General features: G+C 54.4%; 18 protein-coding genes and 2 riboswitches. Of the genes, 4 read left to right on the plus strand and 14 right to left on the minus strand.

The genetic code is table 11. The features are described 5' to 3' along the window. Window positions 1-165: 165 nt before the first annotated feature. From RI501_RS00745 to RI501_RS00755, 3 genes are all read right to left on the minus strand, one after another. On the minus strand, window positions 166-702 hold the full coding sequence (locus RI501_RS00745) for a zinc metalloprotease (RefSeq protein ID WP_313819896.1): 537 nt from the start codon (window positions 700-702) through the stop codon (window positions 166-168). Window positions 703-878: 176 nt separating this feature from the next. Next, the gene (gene cytX / locus RI501_RS00750; RefSeq protein WP_313819897.1) at window positions 879-2,051 is read right to left on the minus strand and encodes a putative hydroxymethylpyrimidine transporter CytX; all 1,173 of its coding nucleotides are present in this window, start codon (window positions 2,049-2,051) and stop codon (window positions 879-881) included. Window positions 2,052-2,115: 64 nt separating this feature from the next. Further along, window positions 2,116-2,216, minus strand: a riboswitch (TPP riboswitch). Window positions 2,217-2,578: 362 nt separating this feature from the next. Then, window positions 2,579-5,500, minus strand: coding sequence for a YhgE/Pip domain-containing protein (locus tag RI501_RS00755; protein ID WP_313819898.1), 2,922 nt, complete (start codon window positions 5,498-5,500; stop codon window positions 2,579-2,581). Window positions 5,501-5,760: 260 nt separating this feature from the next. Here RI501_RS00755 and RI501_RS00760 point away from each other — a divergent pair, with 260 nt between their 5' ends. Then, window positions 5,761-6,336 carry a TetR/AcrR family transcriptional regulator gene (locus RI501_RS00760; RefSeq protein WP_313819899.1) on the plus strand — a complete coding sequence of 192 codons (576 nt, stop codon included), beginning with the start codon at window positions 5,761-5,763 and terminating at the stop codon, window positions 6,334-6,336. A 155-nt stretch (window positions 6,337-6,491) separates the two neighbouring features. Here RI501_RS00760 and RI501_RS00765 read toward each other — a convergent pair whose 3' ends face one another. The 6 genes from RI501_RS00765 to RI501_RS00790 form a co-directional block, all read right to left on the minus strand. After that, on the minus strand, window positions 6,492-6,884 hold the full coding sequence (locus tag RI501_RS00765) for a VOC family protein (RefSeq protein WP_313819900.1): 393 nt from the start codon (window positions 6,882-6,884) through the stop codon (window positions 6,492-6,494). Window positions 6,885-6,886: 2 nt separating this feature from the next. After that, window positions 6,887-7,612: a fructose permease gene (locus RI501_RS00770; RefSeq protein WP_396442528.1), complete on the minus strand. Its 726-nt coding sequence runs from the start codon at window positions 7,610-7,612 to the stop codon at window positions 6,887-6,889. A gap of 83 nt (window positions 7,613-7,695) precedes the next feature. Next, the gene (locus RI501_RS00775) at window positions 7,696-8,700 is read right to left on the minus strand and encodes a zinc-dependent alcohol dehydrogenase family protein (RefSeq protein WP_313819902.1); all 1,005 of its coding nucleotides are present in this window, start codon (window positions 8,698-8,700) and stop codon (window positions 7,696-7,698) included. 19 nt (window positions 8,701-8,719) lie between these two features. Beyond that, window positions 8,720-9,595 (minus strand): fructokinase ScrK, encoded by an 876-nt coding sequence (scrK, locus tag RI501_RS00780; RefSeq protein ID WP_313819903.1) that lies wholly within the window; start codon window positions 9,593-9,595, stop codon window positions 8,720-8,722. A 409-nt stretch (window positions 9,596-10,004) separates the two neighbouring features. Then, a complete protein-coding gene (locus RI501_RS00785) occupies window positions 10,005-10,772 on the minus strand; it encodes a fructose permease (protein WP_313819904.1) in 768 nt (255 codons plus the stop codon). Between the two features lie 15 nt (window positions 10,773-10,787). After that, window positions 10,788-11,786 carry a zinc-dependent alcohol dehydrogenase family protein gene (locus tag RI501_RS00790; RefSeq protein WP_313819905.1) on the minus strand — a complete coding sequence of 333 codons (999 nt, stop codon included), beginning with the start codon at window positions 11,784-11,786 and terminating at the stop codon, window positions 10,788-10,790. A 390-nt stretch (window positions 11,787-12,176) separates the two neighbouring features. After that, window positions 12,177-12,276: riboswitch (guanidine-I (ykkC/yxkD leader) on the plus strand. 56 nt (window positions 12,277-12,332) lie between these two features. Here RI501_RS00790 and RI501_RS00795 point away from each other — a divergent pair. From RI501_RS00795 to RI501_RS00805, 3 genes are all read left to right on the plus strand, one after another. Beyond that, a complete protein-coding gene (locus RI501_RS00795; protein ID WP_313819906.1) occupies window positions 12,333-12,656 on the plus strand; it encodes a DMT family transporter in 324 nt (107 codons plus the stop codon). Next, entirely contained in the window at window positions 12,656-12,970 is a 315-nt protein-coding gene (locus tag RI501_RS00800; RefSeq protein WP_313819907.1) for a DMT family transporter, read from the plus strand. The genes RI501_RS00795 and RI501_RS00800 overlap by 1 nt, the downstream gene beginning before the upstream one ends. Window positions 12,971-13,075: 105 nt before the next feature. Next, window positions 13,076-14,698: a putative polysaccharide biosynthesis protein gene (locus RI501_RS00805; protein WP_313819908.1), complete on the plus strand. Its 1,623-nt coding sequence runs from the start codon at window positions 13,076-13,078 to the stop codon at window positions 14,696-14,698. 331 nt (window positions 14,699-15,029) lie between these two features. On the opposite strand, the gene RI501_RS00810 is transcribed toward RI501_RS00805, so the two are convergent. The 5 genes from RI501_RS00810 to RI501_RS00830 all read right to left on the minus strand — a co-directional run bounded on the left by RI501_RS00810 (window position 15,030) and on the right by RI501_RS00830 (window position 20,502). Beyond that, window positions 15,030-15,866, minus strand: a complete 837-nt coding sequence (locus tag RI501_RS00810) for a histidine phosphatase family protein (RefSeq protein WP_313819909.1) — start codon at window positions 15,864-15,866, stop codon at window positions 15,030-15,032. Between the two features lie 344 nt (window positions 15,867-16,210). Beyond that, window positions 16,211-17,032 (minus strand): Cof-type HAD-IIB family hydrolase, encoded by an 822-nt coding sequence (locus tag RI501_RS00815; protein WP_313819910.1) that lies wholly within the window; start codon window positions 17,030-17,032, stop codon window positions 16,211-16,213. Window positions 17,033-17,192: 160 nt separating this feature from the next. Beyond that, on the minus strand, window positions 17,193-19,415 hold the full coding sequence (locus RI501_RS00820; RefSeq protein WP_313819911.1) for a glycoside hydrolase family 65 protein: 2,223 nt from the start codon (window positions 19,413-19,415) through the stop codon (window positions 17,193-17,195). Window positions 19,416-19,443: 28 nt separating this feature from the next. Then, complete coding sequence (locus tag RI501_RS00825; protein ID WP_313819912.1) at window positions 19,444-20,058, minus strand: alpha/beta hydrolase fold domain-containing protein; 615 nt, start codon at window positions 20,056-20,058, stop codon at window positions 19,444-19,446. 3 nt (window positions 20,059-20,061) lie between these two features. Next, window positions 20,062-20,502 carry a hypothetical protein gene (locus tag RI501_RS00830; protein WP_313819913.1) on the minus strand — a complete coding sequence of 147 codons (441 nt, stop codon included), beginning with the start codon at window positions 20,500-20,502 and terminating at the stop codon, window positions 20,062-20,064. Window positions 20,503-20,508 lie beyond the last annotated feature (6 nt).

Here is a 20,508-nt window from a genome sequence, read left to right on the forward strand (position 1 = left end):
ATAACCTCCTGTACTACTATGTATAATGCTAGTTAAGTCCTTGTTCATTATATCTGATTTCGTTACATTAATACGTAATTTTAAGTTAACCAGCATACTAAAACAGGATTACTCCGATAAATAATGGAATAGTCCTGTTTTTTGAAGATTCAATTGTATGCGGGTTTACTTGACGTGGGCATATAACTTCTTAAGTTGTGCAACATCATAAGAAGTTATAGGGTCAGATCCGAAATACATGTGACTTTGATTATCATTATTTAAATCTAAACCTAGCCCATTTTCAATTGCAGATGTAGCCATGTTTACTCGTTCATTATGAGCATAATTGTGTTTATCCATATAAGAACGATTTAATTTAAGATACGATGTACCACCCAAAATGTTTCCAAACACAAATGAATTTGAAAAATCATAGATAGCATCATTCGTTACTACTTTTCGAGTAGTTAATCGTAAATCAGCCTTTTTCTTAGAACTTGCCTTAAATTTAAGAACCCTCTTCGAATTCCATTCCTTAATCGCATCCTTCCAAATACCCTTGTAATGTTTAGAAGTAGAGTCGATGTGATAAGTAATTGTCCGATGGTCAAAGTGTAACTTACTTGAAGCGTTCGCCTGCGTAGTCCCACCAAATGCCAGCATGCCGACGACGACCGCACCAATCATAGCAATCTTCTTAATCAAAGTTTTCTTCATCATGATAATTCCCCTTTAGCAGTTGATACGCTCAATGTAGCATAGTGCCATGACACATTATGGCGTCAGCTGCTAACGGGTGGAATTTTTTTCGAATACAGACGTTTTTTGCGAGTTACTTTCAACGCCTATCCTGGCACCAAAGTATTTGCATATCAACGGATTAAACTACCGCACCGTCAGTCCAGCGCATAGAGCCGCGTAAACCGACTGGTCAGGTAGACCGCCAGACTCAGCAGGGCCAACAATAGCAACGTGGTCCCGCCGATGAAGTCTAACCGTTGGAGCCACGAGTACCCTAGCGTCCCGATCAGCCACCACGCAAAGTTCCAGCCCCAAGCCAAGCGCCGGTGCAGGACGAATACGCTGACCGCCAGAATGGCAAAGAGCGGTGTGAAGACCGCCCCGATGGCGTACAGGAAATTCTGGTAGTAGGCCATGGACACGCCCAAGGCAATCGCCCAGCCGACCACCGTGACCCCGACACCCCACAAATTAACGTGACCGCGGTGCCAGAGATTATTCAGGTTGGTGGCCGCCGAGTACGCGTCCATGAAGGTGGTGGTCACCGTCGAAAAGACGATCACCAGTAACGCCACCAAGCCCCATTGCGACTGCGCCAGCACCGCCGTAAAGTCGGCCTGCCCCGTCAAGACCACGGTGAACAGCCCGATGGCAAACATCGCCACGCTGCCGACAAAGTAACCACCGACGCTGACCCAACTGGCACGCCAGGGCTGGGTCGTTTTTTGCGTATAGTCCCCAATCAGCGGCAACCAGGAGAGGGCCATGGTCACGTTTAATTCGACGGCACTCCCGAAGGTCAATTGGCCGCCAGTGAGCGCGTGAACGTGGCCCTGGGCCATGATGCCACCCATCATCAGGAGCATCCCCACGGCCAGCAAAATCACCACCAGGTTGTTAATCCGAAACAACCACTGGTGGTCCAGTAACAACCAAACGATAATCAAAACCGCCACGATGCTGGCCATTATCAGCGTCGAGCGGTAATGAAACAGGTGCTGGGCGATGCCGTTCATCGCCACTTGGGCGTTAACGATCATCACGGCCGTCCACCCCAACAATTGTAACGCGTTAAGTAACGAGAACAGCCGCACGCCCCAGGGACCAAAGACGCTTTGGGTCACCCCGATGGCGGACTGTTGCCGTAGCGTCGATAGGTAGGCCGCCGGCAACAGGAACAAGCCACAGCCAATCAGGTGACCGACTAGAATCGCCAGCAAGCCCCGTTGCCACCCCAACGGCGCCACCAAAGTCCCTGTCACGATTTCAGCGATCGAGATCGCCGCCCCTAACCACAGTAAAAACAAACTCCGTAAGTGAATCGTCATGTCAGTTAAACCCCTTTATCCCGAAAAAAACGCCACCCGTTGCCGTACGCAAACGAAGTGACGTTTTCTAGTCTGGACACTTTCCTTCGCGAGTGTTAACTCAACAGGTTCAAAGGGATCGGACGGACGTCCATCTCAGCCATGACGGCACCCCTAGTGTTTTTTCGATTTAATTGATTACCTCTCATGATAAGCCGAAACGCCGCGAAACACAACGGCCGCTCTAGGATTCACCTTGAAAGACCTGACCTGGCGCTTCCGGGCCAGCCAGAAATGGGCTGGAACGGAGTGGGCACGGCTTCAAGCCCACAAATCAGGTCTTGAAGACCGGCCTTTGTCTAGGCCAGCGAAGAACACCGGCCAACACAAATTTCACTCCTGAGCCCATTTCTGGCTGCCCCTCCAGCTCGTACTAGTCATAATGGCCTCTTTTTACTGAACCATCAACGGATGGACACCCATTCTGAGTCACTAGTATACATCTTGGGTATGACACTTTACCTGTAAGTTCAAGCCATTGCCAACAGCTATTGCTTTTGCCGCGCCATGCGCCGGGCTAACCCGTTTTGGGTGGCCTGCACGGCTAACGGATCACTAAAGTCGATGCGCTTGAGCCGCGCGTACCGCCGCAGGTAGAATAACCAGGTACAACCGGTAAAGAAGAGCAGGAAGCCGAAGAGCATCCCGATTTCCGGCCAGGCCGTGTTCCCGGTCATCAACGTTTGCCGTAACCCCTCGACGCTGTAAGACATGGGGAGCCACGGGTGAATGGTTTCAAAGAAGTGGTTGGACAACTGGATCGGGTAGGTCCCCGCCGACGCGCCCAATTGCAGGACCAAGAGGACCATGCTGAAGAACGAGCCGGCCTTACCGAAGACCAGGTTCAACCAGGCCACGATGGTCATGAACGTGGCCGCCGCTAAGAGTAAGACAATCAGCGTGGCAAACGGGTGAATCGGCCGTAAGCCGTCAATGACCATCATCAACGTAAACATGATGCCGGTCTCTAATAAGACGAAGAGACCCCAGATGCTGGCCTTGCTGGCCCACCACTGAATCCCCGACTTCGGGAACCGGCGGGGCGTGTAGAGATCAAACATCATGTTCAACGCTAAGGCGCCCACGAACAGGGACACGCACATCATGTACGGCGCCATCCCGGTCCCGTTGTTCGGCACGTCGTCCTTATCGGTATGGGTCGTGGTCACGGGCTTAGCCACCTGCGCGTAGGTCAACTTCGACGGGTTCAGCTGCCCCTTATCAGCCGCCGACCCCAGCTTGGTCGCCAATTGTTGGTTCCCCGCCTGGACCTGGCCGCCGGCTTGTGCCGCTTGGCCCGCGCCGCTTGCCAGTTGCTTAGCACCGGTTGCGGCTTGCCCCGTCCCGGTGGCCAGCTGGTTGGCCCCACTGGTCAACTGACTGCCATTGGTGGCCAGTCGGCCTAAGCCCGTGGCGACCTGTTGACTGCCGTTAGCGAGTTGTGAGACCCCGCTGGTCAGACTCGGCAGCTGCGTTTGCATCTGTTGCAGGCCACTCGCCACCTGGCCAGCACCGCTGGTCAACTGAGCACCCTTTTGGCTCAGCTGGCCGGTCCCGGTCGTGAGTTGTTGGGTCCCGCTAGCCACCTGATCAGCGCCGCTAGCGAGTTGTTGGCTCTTTTGGTTCAGCGCCGTGGCCCCGGTCGTTACGGTCTGGAACCCACTAGTCAGTTGCTGGCCGCTGGTGGTCAACTTGGCCGTGCCGCCCGCTAGGCTCCGGGCCCCGCTGGCCAATTGATCGACTCCCGTGGTGAGACTCGGGAGCGCCGCATTGACCTGCGTTAAGCCCGTGGCCAACTGATCTGAACTGGTGGCCGCCGTTTGCAGGCCCCCGGTCAACGCCTGCGAGCCACTGGCCAGCTTCCCGACGGTCGCCGCTAGCTGGTCCTGTTGGCTTCCGGCCGCCGCCAACGCCTTGGTAGCCGCCGGATTGGTCGTAGTGGCGGTAGCGTCACTGATGGCCGAACTCAGGCTGCCCAACGCTGCGGTGATGGCCGTGGTATTGGCCGACTTATCGACGGTGGCCAGCACGGCGGCCTTCTGCGCGCCGGTGAGCTTCTGGGCGTCGGCCGTCGCGGCCACGTCCTGGTGTAACGAACCGCTGGCCTTGACCGCCGTTTCGAGCTGGCCCAACGCGGTCTTCACGCCGGTCATCCCGTTAGCGCCGGCTTGTTGCTTGGCCGCCGCAATGGCCTTGGTGGCCGCGGCGGTGCTGGTCGTGCTTTGACTCAGCTGCTTTTGGAGGGCCTGCAGGTTACTGGTCAACGTCGCGCTATTAGTACTCAACGTCTTTAACCCGCTATTGAGACTCGTGGCCCCCGTGGCCAGCTTGGTGGTCGACTCGTTCAGCGTGCCGGTTTTCGACTGGAGCTGCGCGACGCCCTGGTTCAACTTGGTGGCACCGCTATTGACACTGCCGACCCCGTTGACGTAGGTGGTCAGGCCCTGGCCAAACTGGTTGGTCCCAGACGCTAGCTTAGCGGTCCCCTGGCCGAATTGCTGGGTCCCACTGGCCACCTGCTGGGCACCCCGGTTAACCTTGGTGGCGCCGGTATTGACTTGTTGCGCCCCGGCCACGTAGCTGGTGACCCCACTGTTTAGGCTCTGGGCCCCTTGGCTCAATCGCGTGACCCCGGACGCCAACTGGTTACTCTTAGCCAGCAGTTGGTCTAAGCCACTCACGACTTTCTGGTTGCCCGCCTGTAGCTCGTCGACCCCGGCGATGTATTTGTTCAAACCCGTGGTCAGCGTCTGACTCCCGTTTTGCAGCTTCAACGAACTGCTGGCTAAGGTGTTCAGGTTAGTGGCGATCTTCTGATTGGCCGCCTGTAATTTCCGACTACCGGTCGCCAACTTTTGGTTCCCTTTCGCGGCCGTGCCCATCCCCGTGTCCAGCTGCTTGATGGCCCCAAACATGGTCTTGGCGTACAACTTGGTCACCTGATTGGCGACGTTGGCCCGAATCGTACTCATCGCCGACTCGGACATCTTGCTGGCGATGAAACTCTGGCCGGCACTGGTATCGTAGTGCAGATTCATGGTCTGGGGCTTTTGGTCCAGCAGCGTGGTCGCGTTCTGAGAAAAGTTCTGCGGAATCGTCAGCACCATATAGACTTTTCCCTGCTTTAACCGTGCGTGTGCTTGACTGGCCGGCATCGCCTCGAAGTCGAGGGCCTTAGAATCCTTCAAATTTTGCGTTAAATTTCGGCCCACACTGAGGCGCTTGCCCTGATAGGTCACGGGCTGGTCCTGATTGACCACCGCGACCGGCAAGTCGCCCGTCTTCCCGTACGGATCCCACATGGATTTCAAGAAGGTCACCGCGTAGATCGACGGAATGAACATGATGACGCACAGGACGATGACCATGAACTTGTGTTGCCGCAGATAACCCCATTCCGCTTTAAACATTGCATTACTCCCTTTATGCCGATTTTTGATTAATTGAGTGATTGTTTAACCTTCGAGCGAGCCGCCGCTGATTGCTGATTTCCTGAGCCTTCAACGACGACCAACTATGCTATAGTAGGGGCAAGAATACGCGGTCCCCAACCATGCACGAGTTACTATAATCGGTTGCGCACCGCCTGCCCACATCAAAAACGCCAAGGTTGGGGTATAAACCCCAGATTGACTAAAATTGGGGTGTAACTTAAAGGAGATTAATGATGATGACGACGACGGATAAACGCGTTTTACGCACACAACGGGCGTTAACTCAGGCCTTAGAGGATTTAGCGATTCACCATGATTATCAGGATATTACCGTAACTAACCTCACCAAGGCCGCCGGCATCAACCGTAAGACCTTCTACCTGCATTACAATTCCATCGACGACCTAGTCAACCAATTCGCCGACCAAATCACCCACCAGCTAGCCGCCATCATCCATCAGCACCCCATTAAAACGGTCTACCAACACCCCGGTCTCCTGTTAGACGACTTTGTCGACTTCGCCGAGGCGCACTCCGCGGCGGTCAAACGCCTGTTATTCTCCGACGACTACAGCCGGTTTGCCAACCGCATCGAACGCCAACTGACCCAGGTCCTGGCCGATGCGATTCGGGACTCCTACCCGCTCAATCGGCAAGACGCGCTGATTGCCGCACACTTTTTGATCCACAATACGTTATCGCTCTTCAGTTATTTTTCGACTCAGGCCACCGGCGGTAAAATCGACCGGACCGTGTTCAAGCAGTACGTCGAGCGCCTGAACATGACCGGGGTCAGTACCTTCTTCAAGTAACCCCGGTGACGGCTCCCCCTATTTAACTTGGTTACCGCTAAAATCTCAATCGTTCACCCCTCAAAACACTCAGCTAGTTAACCGCACTAAAAAAACTGGCCCGCCCCTCCGCTAAATGGAAGGACGGACCAGTTTTTAGCTAATGAGTATTGCAGTTACTTAAGAATTTCGCAGAATTCGATGGTTTCGTGGTTGGGGCCCAGGATGTTGAAGAAGCGAATCCCCTTGTCCCAGAACGTCGGAATCGATTGAATCTCGTCGTTGACCAGGTCTAAGCCCTGTTCCTTAGCGGCGGCAAAGGCTTTGTCAACGTCGGTGGTGTTCAAAGAAATATGGTTAATGGCGCCGGCTTGCGGATTGGTCGGGTCGCCTTCCCAGGTTTCGATGATCAGGTTGCCAAACTTCATGAAGGCACAGCGGTTATCCCCGTTGGGAAAGAGACCCGCCTGTTCGAACCCGATACCCTTGTAAAACGCAATCGTTTTGTCTAAATCCGCGGAGGGAATCCCCACGTGTTGAATGCCAGTAAAGTAATCTTGAATTGCCATCATTAATCCTCCTTGACGGGAACGTCACGTCCCACGTCCAATGCCTGATGTTTCAACTTAGGAAAGACCCGCTTGTCGGCAATCCCCGTAATTCCGCCTTGCGCGACGAAGGCAAACAGGGTCCCTAACCCGAAGTTGGTAAATTGTTTGGTGAGCAGTAGTGCGATGATGGCCATGATGGTCGGCGGAATGTAGGACGCCCACATGGCTTTGGCCGCTTGGCCCTTAAAGTACCGAAAGCGTAGGATTTGCATGAGATCGTCAGCCGGATGCAAGACCAGGTTGACTCGCTGATAAATGGAAATGGCAATCGCAATCAACGCCACCCCCAGGAAGTTCAACGCCACGTAGAGGAGATCCATCCCCCAACCGTGCGCCACCGGAAACCCGGTAAACACCGCTGGATACTTCCCCAAGAAGAAATCCTCGAAGAATTGGATCAGCGCGGAGAACGGCACCATGAAGACCATGTTGCCGGCCACCCGCTTCCAGTCCCAGTGACGGATCAGGATCGCGTTTAAGACCGAGGTCAAAAACCCGATAATCAGAAACGTCCAGAACAGGTTCCAGTGGACTGCCGTAGCCATATTGGCTTCGGCCGCCGTCCAGTAAGCCGCCCCTAGAAACGAGGGGCGGATCTGAGCGCTGGTGACTAACGTTAAGACGTTGCCGGCGGAGTTGATCACCAGTGAGAGGATGAAGAAGGCAACGGCCTTCGACATCGACATGGTTCGTTTCGGCTCCAATGGTGTGGCCTCCTCGTGGTAACTAGTTGCGATATCAGCTTTCACATTAATCCCTTACCTTCTATTTAGTCCTCGGTCACTTTCACAACGGCCTTGCTGACGCCCTTAACGTCGCCATTCAAGACGCCTTCGACTTCATCTAAACCTACCACGTGACTGATCAACGGATCGACGTTGACCTGGCCACTGGCCAACAGGGCAATCGCATCCTTGAAGGCGTACGGGTTGATGAAGGAACCCTGAATGGTGAGTTGCTTTTGGTAAACTTCGTAAGTGTTCATGGAGAAGTGTTGGTCGGGCTTGCCGACCCCAAACATCAGGACTTGCGCGCCCTTCTTGGTGGCTTCAACGGCCTGTTCTTGCGTTTGTGGCATCCCCACGGCTTCGATGACCACGTCATAATCAGCCGGAATCTTGTCCCGCGTGGTGTTGTAAGTGTTAACCACGTTGAACTTTTCCTTGTTCAGGGCTAGTTTTTCGTCAATGATGCCGGCTAAGTCGACTTGTTGAACGCCGTAAGCTTGTAAGAGTTGCACGAAGAGTTGACCCATGAAGCCGTCCCCGATGACCAAGGCCTTTTGGTAAGGCGTCAACTTCAGAAGTTGCACCCCGTGAACCGCGCAGGAAAGAGGCTCGGTGGTGGCGGCATCCTTCAGGGAGACGCTGTCAGGAATCGGGTAAACCACGGAAGCTGGGGCGGTGAAGGACTTTTCGAGTCCCCCGTTGCGGGTCACTCCGACCGCGGATAAGTGGTCACAGAGTTCCGGCCGATCGGTCAGGCAGTATTCACACTTGCCACAGTAGATGTTGGGATCAACCACGACCCGGTCACCGACTTTAACGGTGGTGACGTTGGCACCGACCGCGGCGACCGTCCCGGAGTTTTCGTGACCCAAAACGATGGGTGGCACCGCGTTGGCGGAACCCGGTAACCCGGCGTACAAGGCCCGGTCCGTCCCACAAATGCCGGCGTAGGCCGTGTTGACTAAGACCTCATCCGGCTTGACTTCTGGGGTGGGTAAATCTTGAATGTCAAACTGCTTGGTACCCGTTAAAACTAAGGCTTTCATGCTAAAGCGCTCCTTTTAGTTATTTGTTGTATTCGTTTAAAGCCAGGGCGAAATCCCCTAACGTCGCCGACCCGTTTTCCTTGACGGCCGGCATCACAATGTAGTCTTCCAACTTGCCAACGTCGACGTAGTGGTTGAGCAACTTGTCGAACTCGGCCCGGACCTTGACTAGGAATGGCTCACTGACCACCCCACCGCCAAAGACGATCTTATCTGGCCGGACCAGCAGCGTTTCTTGTAACGCCGCTTGGGCCACGTAATACGCCAGGATATCCCAGACGTGATTGGTCAACGGCACGTCCTTGCCGGGCTTACCCAGCCGGGCGTCAAACGTGGGGCCACTGACCAGCCCTTCCAGGCAATCACCGTGAAACGGGCAAATGCCAGGGAAGTCCAAGTCGTCGGGATGACGCTTCAACCGCACGTGGCCCACTTCTGGATGCCCCATGCTGCCGATAAACTTACCATCGACGATCGTGCCGGCCCCGACGCCGGTCCCAATCGTGAAGTAGACCAGTGAGTTGACCTGTTCGTTGAAGAGCGTCGACATCACGTATTCACCGTAAGCCGAGCCGTTCACGTCGGTGGTCCAGTACATCGGAATATCGAGGTCCTGTTTCAGCCGACCCAGAAAATCCGTGTTGGCCCAGCCCTTCTTGGGCGTATCCGTAATGTAACCGTACTTCGGCGAATTATGCCGTAGCTCGATCGGCCCGAAAGACGAAATGGCCAACGCCTTTAGGTCCGGGTATTGTTTGAAGTAAGCAATGGTTTTACTGAGAGTTTCCTCGGGCGTGGTCGTCGGGATCCGGACCTTGTCTTTCACGCGATAGTTCTCGTCCCCCACGGCACAAACAAACTTTGTGCCGCCCGCTTCAATGCTGCCAAGTTGCATAGTTGCCACCTCCAGTGGTCTGGGAAAACTTCTGTTGGTTTCCCGAATTAAATTAAGATGCGTTCGTGATTGATTTCATCACCTTTAAAACGCTTTCATCATAGCATCTGTTTTTTCACCTGCCTAGCCCTTTTCACATGCTGATATTTTGTGAAAAGGCCAAGAAAACTTGTGAAATTCTAAATGTAATCGATTATATTTTTACAACATTTTCTACGTTTTTCTGACGTTTTCAGACGATTGGCGGCCATTAGCGCCCTTGTTCACCGTTAAGTTGGGGACCCGGCAGCGTTTTCACAATGCAATCGATTACACGCCGGTGCCCACCACCCTACCGCACAAGTCGCTGCCCGTTAGAAAATAAAAAATCACGCCCACCTTAACGGCAGTGCGTGATTTTAGTCAGTGCTTAGTGTGTCCCCACATCTAAGGCCTGGTGCTTAAGCTTAGGGAAGACCACCTTGTCGGCAATCCCCGTGATGCCCCCCTGCGCCACGAAGGCGAAGATGGTGCCCAGCCCAAAGTTGGTGAACTGATGGGTAACCAGGATCGCCACGATGGCCATCAGGGTCGGCGGAATGTAGGACGCCCACATGGCTTTAGCGGCCTGACCGTTAAAGTAGCGGAAGCGTAGAATCTGCATCAGATCGTCGGCCGGATGTAAGACCAGGTTAACCCGCTGATAGATGGAGATCGCCGTGGCAATCAACGCCACCCCCAAGAAGTTCAACGCGACGTAGAAGATCACCATGCCCGTACTCCGGGCGGCCGGTAACCCGTTAAACAGATTCGGATAATCACCCATGAAGAAGTTTTCGAAGAGTTGAATTAACGCCGAGAACGGGACCATAAAGACCATGTTACCGGCGATGCGTTTCCAGCTCCATTGATGCATCAGGACAGCGTTTAAGACCGCCGTCAAGAAACCCATGATGAGAAACGCCCAGAATAGGTTCCAGTGAAAGGCGGTTCCCAGGTTGGCTTCGGCCGCGGTCCAGTAGGCCGCACCCAGAAACGACGGGTGAATCTTGGCACTGGTGACCAGCGTCAGAACGTTTCCCGCCGAATTAATGACTAACGAGAAGGCAAAGTACGCGATCGCCTTGCCGAGCGAAATTGTGCGTTGTGCGGTGGCCGGAGTCGCCGCTAACGCTTCAGAAGTTGCGTCAACTTTCATTTAAAAGGCCTTCTTTTACTGTACTTTGACGACAGCCTTGCTGACGCCACTGACTTGACCATTCAACACGTCTTCCACTTGTTCCAGGCTCACCTCGTGGCTGATCAACGACTCAACGTCCAGTTGACCGCTGGCAAGTAAGGCCAGAGAATCCTTGAAGGCGTAAGGGTTAATGAAGGCACCTTGAATCGTGAGTTGCTTTTGGTAGACCTCGTAGGTGTTCATCGAGAAGGTCTGGTCCGGTTGGCCGACCCCAAACATCAGGACTTGCGCACCCTTTTTAGTGGCTTCGACAGCTTGTTCTTGGGTTTGAGGCAAGCCCACGGCTTCAATAACCACGTCGTAGTCGGCTGGTAACGTGTCCCGCGTGGTGTTGAAGGTCCGCGTTACGCCGAACTTCTCGTGGTTAAAGGCTAATTTGTCATCGCTGCGGCCGGCTAAATCGACTTGATGAACCCCGTAAGCCTGTAAGAGTTGGGCAAAGATCTGGCCCATGAAACCGTCGCCAATGACCAACGCCTTTTGGTACGGCGTTAATTTCAACAGCTTCAAGCCGTGCACCGCACAGGAGATCGGTTCGGTAGTGGCTGCCGCCTTCAAGGACACGTTGTCGGGCACCCGGTAGACCACGGACGCTGGGGCCGTGAAGCTTTGTTCTAGTCCCCCATCACGAGTGACCCCCACGGCGGACAAATGGTCACAGAGTTCTGGCCGATCGGTTAAGCAGTAGTCACATTGCCCACAGTAGATGTTCGGATCGACCGTCACCCGGTCGCCCACCTTGACGTTGGTGACGTTTGCCCCGATTGCGGCAACCGTCCCCGAGTTTTCGTGACCCAACACGATGGGTGGCACGGCGTCGGCGGAACCGGGAAGCCCGGCGTATAACGCCCGGTCCGTCCCACAGATGCCCGCGTAGGCGGTGTTGACTAAGACCTCGTTAGCCGCCACCATTGGGGTGGGCAGGTCCTGTAATGCCAATTGTTTTTTACCCGTTAAGACTAATGCTTTCATGTTTAAACAAACTCCTTTAATGACCGTTTATTTTTAAAAGAACGCCGCGCAACCGGTTGTCTTTTGGTCCAAACACGTTCCCGGGTACATTTAAGGTTGTAAGGCCCTTATCGTTACCCACCATACAAACTTGACCATTTACGCCGGTGCTCGGCAAAAATCATTTTGTTGAATCGAGATTAGTATATCATCGTCAGCGCCGGTTTCTAGGGCATTTACCGGTAATGATTTTTCTGAAAAGGCGGCGGATCCCTTAAATTTCTGCAATGTAATCGATTGTAGTTTTTAGTGATTTTAATCACATTTAAACGAATTGAAGCGCTTAATGAAAGTCGGTTACTTGCCCCTTTCAGGGTTTCGTGCTAGGCTAAACCTACTTAACTAATCGCATAAATGGCTTTCTAGGGTTCCGCGGTCACACCGGTCTGGTCCGAGAGAAAGCCCCGCAGCGGATCGTTGCGGCACACGGAAGGGAAAAAGCCTGGGAGATTTTGTCATCACGACAAAATTTCTCGGGCTTTTTTCAGCGATAGAGGAGGAATTCACATGCACCATTGGTTACGCGTCGGCCTCGGCGCCATCTTCGAGGTCAGTTGGGTCATCGGCTTTAAGCACGCCACCACGCTTGGGGAATGGGGCTTGACCGCCCTAGCTGTCTACCTAAGTTTCTACTTCTTAATCACGGCCAGTCGGCGGCTCCCCGCCGGAACGGTTTATGCCGTGTTCGTCGGTCTGGGCACGCTCGGCACCAGCGCCGTGGGGATGTTATTATTCGGCGAGCCTTTCAGTTGGCTCAAATTAGGACTGATTGGGCTGTTGATTCTAGGCATCGGTGGCTTACAGACCGTTACGACGGGCGGTGAGTCCTAATGGCGTGGATCTGGTTAATCTTTGCGGGTCTCAGCGAGATGCTGGGCGTCACCTTCATGAATTGGGCCCTGAAACGTCACCGTTGGATCTTATGGGTTGCCATGGTCGTGGCCTTTAGCGCCAGCTTTGGGGGGCTCGAACTCGCCTTGCAAACCCTACCGATGGGAACGGCCTACGCCATCTGGACCGGCATTGGCGCGGCCGGGGGCGTGTTGACCGGCATGCTCTTTTTCGGCGAATCCCGTGATTGGCGTAAGCTGTTATGGGTCGCCGTGATTCTAAGTGCGACCATCGGCTTGAAGTTGGTTGCCTAACCCCTTGCGATTGCCCCTTTTCTTTTAGGGGCCGGACGCTTAAAATGAAACAACGAGTGCCGCTTTCCGGCCACTAAATTTAAACTAGAGAGTTGTCAAAATTACATGAATAAAAAAATTCTATCGGGAACCTTTTGGCTATCCTTCGGGAGCATTATCTCGCGGGTGCTGGGCATCGTTTACCTGATTCCCTGGCTGTACATGATTGGCTCACCCAGTCACCAGACCGCCGCACAGGCCCTGTTCAACACGGCCTACACCCCCTATGCGTTGTTCATCTCCTTAGGAACGGCCGGGTTTCCTTCCGCCGTCGCGCGGCGGGTCGCCTACTTCAACGGGAAGGCCGAGCCCCGTAACGCCAGACGCGTGGGCCAGATTGGCTTCGTGGTGATGCTCGCGTCCGGGATCATCTGCGGGATTCTCCTGTGGGTCTTGGCCCCGACCATTGCGCGAACCAGTCCCGTCAGTTCGGCGTCGAGCGCCATCTTGACGCTCCGTAGTCTGGTACCGGCCATCGTCTTGATCCCCTCGATGAGTGTCTTACGGGGCTGGTTTCAGGGAAATTCCGACTTAAAGCCGTACGGGGTCTCCCAGCTGTGGGAACAGTTCATCCGGGTCATCGCCATTCTGGTGGGAACCTACGTGATCATCGAGGTCCTGGGGCGTGACTATAAAGAAGCCGTGGTCTTCAGTACCTTCGCCGCCTTCGTGGGGGCCGTCGCCAGTTATCTGTACCTCTTGCGACGGCTACGCGGGTCCGGTGCCCCAGCCGACATCGCCGGGTCCGACCGGCAGTCGTCGACACGCGACCTGTTCGGGATGATTCGGACCATCGTGTACGAATCGATTCCGTTCATCTTGGTGGGGTCAGCCATCTCAATCTGCCAGTTGGTCGACCAACTGTTCTTCAAACAAATCATGCAAGGCCTGCTGCACCACTCGGCTAACGCCACGCAGTACGCCTACACCATCTTCTCGGCTAACCCCAACAAGATCACCACGGTGGTCGTATCGTTAGCCATGGCCATTTCGGAAACCTCGTTACCCTTGATTTCCAGTAAAATCGCCCACGTGCAGGACAACATGACGGGGATTCAACGCGACATCGAGTCCAACCTGAATCTGCTGACGTTCTTCCTGTTACCGGCCGTCATCATGATTTGTGCGCTGTCCTACCCGATTTATGGCATCTTCTTTAACTTCGACGTGCTGGGGGGCCATTACCTGAGCTTCAACGTCTTGCAAAGTCTGTTGCTGGGGATGGGGGTCAACATCCTGACCGTCATGCAGGCCCTGCGAATGAGTAAGAAGGCTTCCTGGTTGCTACTGATTGGCCTGGTGGTCAAGTTAGTCTTCCAATTTCCACTGGTCTACTTCTTCCAGGGACTGGGGGCCATCCTGGCAACCAGTTTGGCTTTTGCGGTCATTTTCTTCAGCGGGCTCCACGTGATCCGCAAGTACTACGGTGTCAACCTCCGCAGCCTGGGCCAGATTATCCTGGTCAACTTGGGCCTAGTGGTTGCCGTGCTGATAATTGGGATCGTGCTGCACTTCATCTTCCCAATCACCAACCTGCACGGGAAGTTCACCGCCTTGATTTTCTGTGCGGTCTTTGGCCTGATCTACCTGGCTATCTACCTGTTACTGGCCAACCAATCCGGCTTGTCGCAACGCCTGTTCCAACGTAAACTGGCGTACAAGTACTTCCGTTATAAACATTTCGAATAACACAAAAACCCGCTCACCGCGGCAGCTAGCCGGTGAGCGGGTTTTCTTTAAAGTTCACTTTAAGCTGACTCATTGCTTCCGGGCCAGTCAGCAACGGGCTGGAACGGGGTGGGCACGGCTTCAAGCCTCCCAAACCGAGTCTTGAAGACCGACCTTTGTCTAGGCCGGTAAAGAACACCGGCCAATACAAATTTCACCCCTGAGCCCATTGCTGACTGGCCCTCCAGCGCACACTGGTTATAACAGCAACTCGACCGGTTTTCAATGGAACCGCATTGAGTAGTAGCTATGATTAGTGATTGAATTTTAAAATAGGGCCTCAATTAATACCTTATTTAGCTAATTTGGCACCCTTGTTGACGTAGTACAGGGACCCAATCGTTCCCGAAACGGCTAACTTACCGTTCTTGTAAGTTAACTTGGTTACGGAAGCGTTCTTCAATGGGGCACCCGTGTAGTTCTTGGCCATGGTTGCCAGGTATTCGTTGATGGACATCCCTGAACTAACCACTAAGACGTTACCGCCACCCTTTTTCTGGGTGTTCTTGGCAATGGTCTTCAATTCCTTAGCCATCCGTGATTGGACCTGCTTAGAACTTTCGGCCCGGTCAGCAGCGACCAACGTGGTCTTTTGACTATTCTGTTGGTCTAAGGTGTAGTAGGCATCCTGCAGCTTGGTCCAGTAACTGGCCCCCTGCTTAGCCATCATTTCGTCACCGCTCTTGTAACCGTAAACCCCAGCAATCAAGGCGTTATCGGTCGCAATACTGTCCCCTTCAAAACTCCCGTAGCCGCCTTCACGCAGATACTTGGAGATGTTGACCTTAACCTTAGCGTTCCCGGAATACTTCAGGGCATGCTTGGCAGTCACTTCTTGACGCGTCAGATTACCGGCGTAAGCGGCCTTGAAGGTCTTACCCTTCAGCCCGCGGCCGAGGTTGTTGGCCACAGCCAGTCCGTTACTGGTCAGTGGAAAATCGCTCCAACCTTGAACTCGACCCATCACGTTCCCCGTGGTTTCACCGTGCCGGGTCAGGTAAATAGTGACCGGCTTAGTGGTGGTCTTCTTCTTGGCTTGCGCGGTGGTGGAACCCCCGGCTAAGGCCAAAGCCCCCGTTGCTACAGCAACGACGCTTAACGCCATTTTAAGTTGTTTAGTAAAGGTCATGGAAATACGTCCTCCTCAAATATGTACCTCAATTTAGCTGCCGTCCACGCAGTATCTCAGGGTCGGCAGCTTTTGCCATCGCCTAGATGTATGCGCTTACAGATATAGAATACCGCAGCAGCTTAACCTTGGCAATCCTTAATTTTTGGCGGGCTGACCAATCATGATTGACTTAATTGGTCTACCGGGACTTTCCGCGGTATTTAGGCGTATAAATGGGGCAGTCCCAGAATTGGACTCCCCCAGGAATTAACCGATTTTAGTTTAACTTATCCGGTAGTAACCGGCACTCGCTGGTGTTAAACCATGCTTGGCCAGGCCCCTGGGCGCTAGCAGGCTCCTAATCAAGCCAAGACGAACCGGTGCAAAGCTTCGGCCACCCCACACTCGTAGTCGTTTTGAGTCACGTATTGGGCCACCGCCTTGACCGCCGGCACACCATTGGCGACCACCACGGGCAGGCCCACGGTTTTAAGCATGGCTAAATCATTCACGTTATCGCCTAGACCCATCACGTTTTCGATGGGAATATTCAACTTACGACATAACGCCAGGGTGGCCTGCCCCTTGTCCACCCCCAGATGATTGACCTCGACATAGATGCCCGACGAGAGCGAGCAGTTGATCTGTTGGTCGAAAGTCGTTTCAATCTTCTGCCGCAAGGCTTCCTGGACCCGTGCATCCGGGTGCATGGCAATCACCTTCATGATTTTCATGGTCTTAAATTGGGCAAAGTCCGCCCGGTCGGCCAGCTCGTGAAAGGTCACGCCCCGCGTTTGTAAATAATGACGGTCATCGGTCCGCGGTCGGTAGATGTAGAGCTGATCGAGCGTATAGATGTGAACGTCGGCGTCCGGCACGCTGGCCAACACGTTAAAGGCCCGCAAGGCTTCGGCATAGGGCATCTCGTTGGTCAAAACGACCTGGTTGCCACGGTTTTCGATCACGGCCGCCCCGTTGTAAGACACCACGTACTGATCCGGTTGATCGGCCAACCCCAGGGTCCGTAACAACGGTTGAATCGAGGTGAAACTCCGCCCGGTATTGGGGACAAAGATGACCCCCTTCGCGGCGGCAGCCTTAATGGCCGCGACGTTTGCGGCGGACACGGTCCCGTCCGCACGTAAGAGCGTTTCGTCCAAGTCACTGGTTACCATTTGAATCATGTCAGCACTTCCTTAAGCGTTTTCATCCAGTATGCCACACTTTGAAAGCCACGCCAAACGCCGCAAAAAAGACGATCCGCATCATCTTAGATGGGATCGTCTCGGTCGGACTGACCTAACCACTAGTTAGGCGCAACTCAACCATGCCTTAACCTTACTTCTAATCGTTAGTCACCGCCACGGCTGTCTCGTGATCAAGCGTCTGGCGTTGACCGTTGACGTTAACCTGCAGCGGTGGACCGGCTAACAGCTGAACCTTGGTGGTCTGAGCACTTAACGCCACTTCCAGTAGGCTCTCACCGACGCGCAGCCGGTAGGTCAGCTGGTTAAGGGCCTTGGGCAAGTGGTTACTGATAAATGGCACGCCGTCGTGCAGGTAGAAGCCGGAAAAGCCGGCAATGAGGGCTAACCAACTGCCCCCCAGATTGGCGAGATGCAAGCCATCCGCCGTGTTCTTCTGCAGGTCAACCAGGTCCATCCGCGCGGTATCCATGAAGTAGCGGTAGGCCTTTTCGGGTTCCCCCATCCGGGCCGCTAAGATACTAAAGATCGACCGCGACAACGACGAATCATGGGTCGTCACGCCTTCATAGTACCGGTATTCCCGCTTTAATTGTTCGAGTGTCAGGTCGGCGGGAAACAGATAGTCGGCCAGGAGCGTGTCGGCCTGCTTGGCCACCTGATACCGATAGATGGTTAACGGGTGGTAGTGCAAGAGTAACGGCAGGTGTTCCGGCGTCAAGCGGTCGCTAGGCCAGCGGGGTTTACTCAAGAAGCTATCGTCTTGGGCGTTGATCTGCTGGTCGTTACTGTACGGCAAGTAGACGTGATCGGCTAACCGCTTGAAGTTTTCCAGGTCCGCGGGCTTGACCCCGTAAGCCGCCAGACGGTTGGGATCGCGTTCGGCTAGCTTGCGGGCCAACTCGCCCACCAACTCGAAATTGTGCTTGGCCATCCGGTTCGTGTAGTAGTTGTTGTTGACCAGAGCCGTGTATTCGTCCGGGCCGGTCACGGTCAGGAACTCGAAGCGGCGTTGGTCGCCCACCTGATGCCAGGTCCCGAAGTCCGCCCAGAACTTCGCGGTCTCCAAGACGATCTCAAACCCACACTGTTCGATAAAGTCTAGATCCCCGGTTGTTTCGTAGTACTTGCCCACCGCGTAGGCGATGTCGGCATCGATGTGGTACTGGGCCGTTCCGGCCGGGAAGAAGGCCGACGCCTCTTCCCCATTGATGGTCCGCCAGGCGTATAATGCCCCGTGTTCAACCCCCAGTTGGCGGGCTCGCTGCTTAGCTTGCGGTAGAATCTGATAGCGGTAGAGTAGCAGCTCACGGGCCATCTGCGGATTCGTCGCCGTGAAGTAAGGGAGCATGTACATTTCCGTATCCCAGAAGTAGTGGCCCTCATACCCCGAGCCACTCAACCCCTTCGCCGGAATCGCCGTGCGGCCATCACGCCCCGCGGACTGGTTGAGTTGAAAGAGATTATAGTGGATCGCCAAGTCTAATTCGGCATGTCCGTCGACCGACACCTCGCTTTGTGCCCAGGTTTTTTCCCAGAAACTCTGGCTATCCACTTCCAGGGTCTTAAACGTGTGATCCATGGTCGGAATCATCGGATCAATGGTGTTGTTCGCACTGACGTTACCCACGTAAGCCTGATAGGACAAGGTATGCGGCTGCTTATCTCCCAGATCCACGCGGTACTTTAACAGGGTGCCTTGCTGCGGCGCCGTCATCCCCAGATATAGGGTTACGGCCTGGCCGGAACGCTTGGTTTTAATCTGATACCGCTGGAGATTGGGTGCCGGAAAATCCGTTTTACAGTCCGGAACCCCCGCCATTCGGGTTTTGCGGGGATCGGCCGACGCAATACTTTCGGCTTCCGCTGGGACCGCAATCGACTTGCTGACCACCAACGGGCCGTGATAGTTATCGGCCATCAAGGTGTAACTGATCCCCCAGTAATTGCGCTGGTTTTGGCCCATCACGGACTTAACCGTCATTTGGATGGTCTCCCCCTGCTGGGAGGTCACCTGGTACTGCTCGGTCAATAACCCCGTCTGTAGATTGAGGTCCACGGCGGTCCGTTGACTCGTCGTAAACGGATGCCCACTGACGGTCATGATGTTCAGGTGACGTAAATCCGGTAGGTTTAGAATCGTCTGGCTGTGCTTCGCGCAGCCCACGGCGCCTTCACCGTAAACGATGGGTGCGACTTCGTAAAACCCGTTAATCAGCGTCCCCGTGATGGGGTTACCACTGACGGGGTCGTTGGCCCGTACCCCTACGTGCCCGTTGGCTAACGAAAAGATGGTTTCTAAATATTCGGGCTTTTGGTTGGCCACGTCCTCTAACGTTAAATGATAATCCCGTGCTATCACTGTAAATCCCCCCAAATCAAAGTTTGCGTTAACTTAATTTTGCCGCCATTTCCAAGGCGTCTTGGACCGCCGGGACGTTCCCGGTAAAGTTCAGAAAGGCGTGACTCATCCCACCGTAACGCACATAGTGAGCGTCGCCGTTGGCCAAACCGACCTGTTTAATGAACGCCTCCGCTTGTAACCGGAAGGGATCGAATTCGCCGATCAACACCGTGGTGCGCTTGAACGCATGGGGGTCGGCGAGTAACGGCGACAGTAGTGGCGCCGTCAGGTCCAGTGATTGCCCGTCAACGTAATAGTTCGTCATAATCGTATCTAATTGTTCGAAGAGCTGGTAGAAGCGGTGCATGGCCGGCCGCTGTTCCGGAACGATATCAATCCGGCGATCATCCCAGAGCTTCCCGTGATGGTCGGATCCTTGAATGAGCGTGGGGTAGAACAGCAGGTGACTGTCAATCGTACAGATCCCCATCGACCGGCACAATTGGCTCACGGCCAGGGCAATGGACGCCCCCGCCGAATCCCCACTGAGGGAGATCTGCTGATAATCTGGTTTGAGCGCCGCCACCACGGCGAGACCATCCAAGATGCCGGCCGGGTACGGCTGTTCCGGCGCCAACGCGTAATCCACATTGTAGACCACGCACTACGACTGTTCCGCCAAATACCGCATCGCGACCAAGACATCCTCGGGTGTCCCACCATAGTAAGCACCACCGTGAAAGTACAGGATGGCCTTGTCGGAGTTGAGATGATCCATCCGGGCCACCCTAATCGCCCGCACTCGCCGATTCATCGCGACAATCTGCCGCATCTCCACCTTCATCTCGTGGGTGGTCAGATCCACCTGGCCCGAGGTCTCCGTCCCCTGCCGTAAGCTGAACAGATCACTATCTAGATGTGGATTCTCCGGTAAGTCGGCCACCGTCTCCCAGACTAGTGGTTCGTACGTGTGTAAGTCCTGACCAGCGCGTTCCTTCAGCCAGCTCGTCACGCCATTTTCTGGTGCGCTCGGCGCCACTAAGCGTAGTCGCGCTAGTTCTTCAGTATAATCCGTCGACCGTTCCGTGGTTGTATCGTTTAACATGCCGAT

The organism is Levilactobacillus zymae (genome assembly GCF_032190635.1).
Taxonomy (GTDB): domain Bacteria; phylum Bacillota; class Bacilli; order Lactobacillales; family Lactobacillaceae; genus Levilactobacillus; species Levilactobacillus zymae_A.

Coding starts and splice junctions, on each gene's coding strand:
- RI501_RS00745 (WP_313819896.1), bottom strand. CDS start 702: ATGATGAAGAAAACTTTGATTAAGAAGATTGCTATGATTGGTGCGGTC.
- cytX (WP_313819897.1), bottom strand. CDS start 2,051: ATGACGATTCACTTACGGAGTTTGTTTTTACTGTGGTTAGGGGCGGCG.
- RI501_RS00755 (WP_313819898.1), bottom strand. CDS start 5,500: ATGTTTAAAGCGGAATGGGGTTATCTGCGGCAACACAAGTTCATGGTC.
- RI501_RS00760 (WP_313819899.1), top strand. CDS start 5,761: ATGACGACGACGGATAAACGCGTTTTACGCACACAACGGGCGTTAACT.
- RI501_RS00765 (WP_313819900.1), bottom strand. CDS start 6,884: ATGGCAATTCAAGATTACTTTACTGGCATTCAACACGTGGGGATTCCC.
- RI501_RS00770 (WP_396442528.1), bottom strand. CDS start 7,612: ATGTCGATGTCGAAGGCCGTTGCCTTCTTCATCCTCTCACTGGTGATC.
- RI501_RS00775 (WP_313819902.1), bottom strand. CDS start 8,700: ATGAAAGCCTTAGTTTTAACGGGTACCAAGCAGTTTGACATTCAAGAT.
- scrK (WP_313819903.1), bottom strand. CDS start 9,595: ATGCAACTTGGCAGCATTGAAGCGGGCGGCACAAAGTTTGTTTGTGCC.
- RI501_RS00785 (WP_313819904.1), bottom strand. CDS start 10,772: ATGAAAGTTGACGCAACTTCTGAAGCGTTAGCGGCGACTCCGGCCACC.
- RI501_RS00790 (WP_313819905.1), bottom strand. CDS start 11,786: ATGAAAGCATTAGTCTTAACGGGTAAAAAACAATTGGCATTACAGGAC.
- RI501_RS00795 (WP_313819906.1), top strand. CDS start 12,333: ATGCACCATTGGTTACGCGTCGGCCTCGGCGCCATCTTCGAGGTCAGT.
- RI501_RS00800 (WP_313819907.1), top strand. CDS start 12,656: ATGGCGTGGATCTGGTTAATCTTTGCGGGTCTCAGCGAGATGCTGGGC.
- RI501_RS00805 (WP_313819908.1), top strand. CDS start 13,076: ATGAATAAAAAAATTCTATCGGGAACCTTTTGGCTATCCTTCGGGAGC.
- RI501_RS00810 (WP_313819909.1), bottom strand. CDS start 15,866: ATGACCTTTACTAAACAACTTAAAATGGCGTTAAGCGTCGTTGCTGTA.
- RI501_RS00815 (WP_313819910.1), bottom strand. CDS start 17,032: ATGATTCAAATGGTAACCAGTGACTTGGACGAAACGCTCTTACGTGCG.
- RI501_RS00830 (WP_313819913.1), bottom strand. CDS start 20,502: ATGTTAAACGATACAACCACGGAACGGTCGACGGATTATACTGAAGAA.